At 51.5% G+C, this 4,993-nt stretch carries 2 tRNA genes and 2 rRNA genes; all 4 read left to right on the top strand.

What is annotated here, in order from left to right:
• Positions 1-46 precede the first annotated feature (46 nt).
• The 4 genes from AACY25_RS20835 to AACY25_RS20820 all read left to right on the top strand — a co-directional run bounded on the left by AACY25_RS20835 (position 47) and on the right by AACY25_RS20820 (position 4,967).
• Positions 47-1,583 (top strand): 16S ribosomal RNA (locus AACY25_RS20835).
• 65 nt (positions 1,584-1,648) lie between these two features.
• Positions 1,649-1,725 (top strand) — tRNA-Ile (locus tag AACY25_RS20830).
• A 31-nt stretch (positions 1,726-1,756) separates the two neighbouring features.
• A tRNA-Ala gene (locus AACY25_RS20825) sits at positions 1,757-1,832 on the top strand.
• 245 nt (positions 1,833-2,077) lie between these two features.
• A 23S ribosomal RNA gene (locus AACY25_RS20820) occupies positions 2,078-4,967 on the top strand.
• The 16S and 23S rRNA genes sit together here with 2 tRNA genes alongside, the layout of an rRNA operon.
• Positions 4,968-4,993 lie beyond the last annotated feature (26 nt).

Genomic DNA, 4,993 nt, shown 5'->3' with positions numbered 1-4,993 from the left:
GATTGCTGAGCTAAGTTTAGGGTTTTCTCAAAACCCAAGCAGTATTGAACTGAAGAGTTTGATCATGGCTCAGATTGAACGCTGGCGGCAGGCCTAACACATGCAAGTCGAGCGGTAGAGAGAAGCTTGCTTCTCTTGAGAGCGGCGGACGGGTGAGTAATGCCTAGGAATCTGCCTAGTGGTGGGGGATAACGTTCGGAAACGGACGCTAATACCGCATACGTCCTACGGGAGAAAGCGGGGGACCTTCGGGCCTCGCGCCATTAGATGAGCCTAGGTCGGATTAGCTAGTTGGTGAGGTAAAGGCTCACCAAGGCGACGATCCGTAACTGGTCTGAGAGGATGATCAGTCACACTGGAACTGAGACACGGTCCAGACTCCTACGGGAGGCAGCAGTGGGGAATATTGGACAATGGGCGAAAGCCTGATCCAGCCATGCCGCGTGTGTGAAGAAGGTCTTCGGATTGTAAAGCACTTTAAGTTGGGAGGAAGGGTAGTAACTTAATACGTTGCTATTTTGACGTTACCGACAGAATAAGCACCGGCTAACTTCGTGCCAGCAGCCGCGGTAATACGAAGGGTGCAAGCGTTAATCGGAATTACTGGGCGTAAAGCGCGCGTAGGTGGTTCAGTAAGTTGGATGTGAAATCCCCGGGCTCAACCTGGGAACTGCATCCAAAACTGCTGAGCTAGAGTACGGTAGAGGGTAGTGGAATTTCCTGTGTAGCGGTGAAATGCGTAGATATAGGAAGGAACACCAGTGGCGAAGGCGACTACCTGGACTGATACTGACACTGAGGTGCGAAAGCGTGGGGAGCAAACAGGATTAGATACCCTGGTAGTCCACGCCGTAAACGATGTCAACTAGCCGTTGGGAGTCTTGAACTCTTAGTGGCGCAGCTAACGCATTAAGTTGACCGCCTGGGGAGTACGGCCGCAAGGTTAAAACTCAAATGAATTGACGGGGGCCCGCACAAGCGGTGGAGCATGTGGTTTAATTCGAAGCAACGCGAAGAACCTTACCTGGCCTTGACATGCTGAGAACTTTCTAGAGATAGATTGGTGCCTTCGGGAACTCAGACACAGGTGCTGCATGGCTGTCGTCAGCTCGTGTCGTGAGATGTTGGGTTAAGTCCCGTAACGAGCGCAACCCTTGTCCTTAGTTACCAGCACGTAATGGTGGGAACTCTAAGGAGACTGCCGGTGACAAACCGGAGGAAGGTGGGGATGACGTCAAGTCATCATGGCCCTTACGGCCAGGGCTACACACGTGCTACAATGGTCGGTACAAAGGGTTGCCAAGCCGCGAGGTGGAGCTAATCCCATAAAACCGATCGTAGTCCGGATCGCAGTCTGCAACTCGACTGCGTGAAGTCGGAATCGCTAGTAATCGTGAATCAGAATGTCACGGTGAATACGTTCCCGGGCCTTGTACACACCGCCCGTCACACCATGGGAGTGGGTTGCACCAGAAGTAGCTAGTCTAACCGCAAGGGGGACGGTTACCACGGTGTGATTCATGACTGGGGTGAAGTCGTAACAAGGTAGCCGTAGGGGAACCTGCGGCTGGATCACCTCCTTAATCGAAGACTTCAGCTTCTTCATAAGTTCCCACACGAATTGCTTGATTCATTGCGAAAGACGATTGGGTCTGTAGCTCAGTTGGTTAGAGCGCACCCCTGATAAGGGTGAGGTCGGCAGTTCGAATCTGCCCAGACCCACCAATTGTTGTGGGGTTTGGCCTTGTAAGAATATGGGGCCATAGCTCAGCTGGGAGAGCGCCTGCCTTGCACGCAGGAGGTCAGCGGTTCGATCCCGCTTGGCTCCACCATATACAGCCTCGTTAAGAGTTCAGAAATGAGCGTTCCTACTGAAAGTAGATGAATGTTGATTTCTGGTCTTTGACCAGTAAGAAAATCGTTCTTTAAAAATTTGGGTATGTGATAGAAGTGACTGATTGATTACTTTCACTGGTAATTAATTTGGTCAAGGTAAAATTTGTAGTTCTCAATTGCAAATTTTCGGCGAATGTCGTCTTCACGTTAGAGACAGTAACCAGATTGCTTGGGGTTATATGGTCAAGTGAAGAAGCGCATACGGTGGATGCCTTGGCAGTCAGAGGCGATGAAAGACGTTGTAGCCTGCGATAAGCTCCGGGGAGTCGGCAAACAGACTTTGATCCGGAGATCTCTGAATGGGGGAACCCAGCCAGCATAAGCTGGTTATTACACACTGAATACATAGGTGTGTAAGGCGAACCAGGGGAACTGAAACATCTAAGTACCCTGAGGAATAGAAATCAACCGAGATTCCCTTAGTAGTGGCGAGCGAACGGGGACTAGCCCTTAAGTTGATTTGAGAATAGTGGAAGGCTCTGGAAAGTGCCGCCGTAGTGGGTGATAGCCCCGTACACGAAATTCTCTTATCAATGAAATCGAGTAGGACGGAGCACGAGAAACTTTGTCTGAATATGGGGGGACCATCCTCCAAGGCTAAATACTACTGACTGACCGATAGTGAACTAGTACCGTGAGGGAAAGGCGAAAAGAACCCCGGAGAGGGGAGTGAAATAGATCCTGAAACCGTATGCGTACAAGCAGTGGGAGCCCACTTTGTTGGGTGACTGCGTACCTTTTGTATAATGGGTCAGCGACTTATATTCAGTGGCGAGCTTAACCGAATAGGGGAGGCGTAGCGAAAGCGAGTCTTAATAGGGCGACAGTCGCTGGGTATAGACCCGAAACCGGGCGATCTATCCATGGGCAGGTTGAAGGTTGGGTAACACTAACTGGAGGACCGAACCGACTACCGTTGAAAAGTTAGCGGATGACCTGTGGATCGGAGTGAAAGGCTAATCAAGCTCGGAGATAGCTGGTTCTCCTCGAAAGCTATTTAGGTAGCGCCTCGTGTATCACTGTTGGGGGTAGAGCACTGTTTCGGCTAGGGGGTCATCCCGACTTACCAAACCGATGCAAACTCCGAATACCAACAAGTGTCAGCACGGGAGACACACGGCGGGTGCTAACGTCCGTCGTGAAAAGGGAAACAACCCAGACCGTCAGCTAAGGTCCCAAAGTTATGGTTAAGTGGGAAACGATGTGGGAAGGCTTAGACAGCTAGGAGGTTGGCTTAGAAGCAGCCACCCTTTAAAGAAAGCGTAATAGCTCACTAGTCGAGTCGGCCTGCGCGGAAGATGTAACGGGGCTCAAACCATACACCGAAGCTACGGGTTCATCTTAGGATGAGCGGTAGAGGAGCGTTCTGTAAGCCTGTGAAGGTGAGTTGAGAAGCTTGCTGGAGGTATCAGAAGTGCGAATGCTGACATGAGTAACGACAATGGGAGTGAAAAACTCCCACGCCGAAAGACCAAGGTTTCCTGCGCAACGTTAATCGACGCAGGGTGAGTCGGCCCCTAAGGCGAGGCAGAAATGCGTAGTCGATGGGAAACGGGTTAATATTCCCGTACTTCTAATTACTGCGATGGAGGGACGGAGAAGGCTAGGCCAGCACGGCGTTGGTTGTCCGTGTTTAAGGTGGTAGGCTGATTTCTTAGGTAAATCCGGGAGATCAAGGCCGAGAACTGATGACGAGTTGTCTTTTAGACGACGAAGTGGTTGATGCCATGCTTCCAGGAAAAGCTTCTAAGCTTCAGGTAATTAGGAACCGTACCCCAAACCGACACAGGTGGTTAGGTAGAGAATACCAAGGCGCTTGAGAGAACTCGGGTGAAGGAACTAGGCAAAATGGCACCGTAACTTCGGGAGAAGGTGCGCCGGTGAGGGTGAAGCATTTACTGCGTAAGCCCATGCCGGTCGAAGATACCAGGCCGCTGCGACTGTTTATTAAAAACACAGCACTCTGCAAACACGAAAGTGGACGTATAGGGTGTGACGCCTGCCCGGTGCCGGAAGGTTAATTGATGGGGTTAGCTAACGCGAAGCTCTTGATCGAAGCCCCGGTAAACGGCGGCCGTAACTATAACGGTCCTAAGGTAGCGAAATTCCTTGTCGGGTAAGTTCCGACCTGCACGAATGGCGTAACGATGGCGGCGCTGTCTCCACCCGAGACTCAGTGAAATTGAAATCGCTGTGAAGATGCAGTGTATCCGCGGCTAGACGGAAAGACCCCGTGAACCTTTACTATAGCTTTGCACTGGACTTTGAGTTTACTTGTGTAGGATAGGTGGGAGGCTTTGAAGCGTGGACGCCAGTTCGCGTGGAGCCAACCTTGAAATACCACCCTGGTAACCTTGAGGTTCTAACTCTGGTCCGTTATCCGGATCGAGGACAGTGTATGGTGGGTAGTTTGACTGGGGCGGTCTCCTCCTAAAGAGTAACGGAGGAGTACGAAGGTGCGCTCAGACCGGTCGGAAATCGGTCGTAGAGTATAAAGGCAAAAGCGCGCTTGACTGCGAGACAGACACGTCGAGCAGGTACGAAAGTAGGTCTTAGTGATCCGGTGGTTCTGTATGGAAGGGCCATCGCTCAACGGATAAAAGGTACTCCGGGGATAACAGGCTGATACCGCCCAAGAGTTCATATCGACGGCGGTGTTTGGCACCTCGATGTCGGCTCATCACATCCTGGGGCTGAAGCCGGTCCCAAGGGTATGGCTGTTCGCCATTTAAAGTGGTACGCGAGCTGGGTTTAGAACGTCGTGAGACAGTTCGGTCCCTATCTGCCGTGGACGTTTGAGATTTGAGAGGGGCTGCTCCTAGTACGAGAGGACCGGAGTGGACGAACCTCTGGTGTTCCGGTTGTCACGCCAGTGGCATTGCCGGGTAGCTATGTTCGGAAAAGATAACCGCTGAAAGCATCTAAGCGGGAAACTTGCCTCGAGATGAGATCTCACTGGAACCTTGAGTTCCCTAAAGGGCCGTCGAAGACTACGACGTTGATAGGTTGGGTGTGTAAGCGCTGTGAGGCGTTGAGCTAACCAATACTAATTGCCCGTGAGGCTTGACCATATAACACCCAAACAATTTGATGTTTG

Source organism: Pseudomonas sp. EA_35y_Pfl2_R111 (genome assembly GCF_963970955.1).
Taxonomy (GTDB): Bacteria; Pseudomonadota; Gammaproteobacteria; order Pseudomonadales; family Pseudomonadaceae; genus Aquipseudomonas.
Note: the sequence above shows the minus strand (reverse complement) of the source record. Positions and strands in the feature narration are given on the sequence as shown.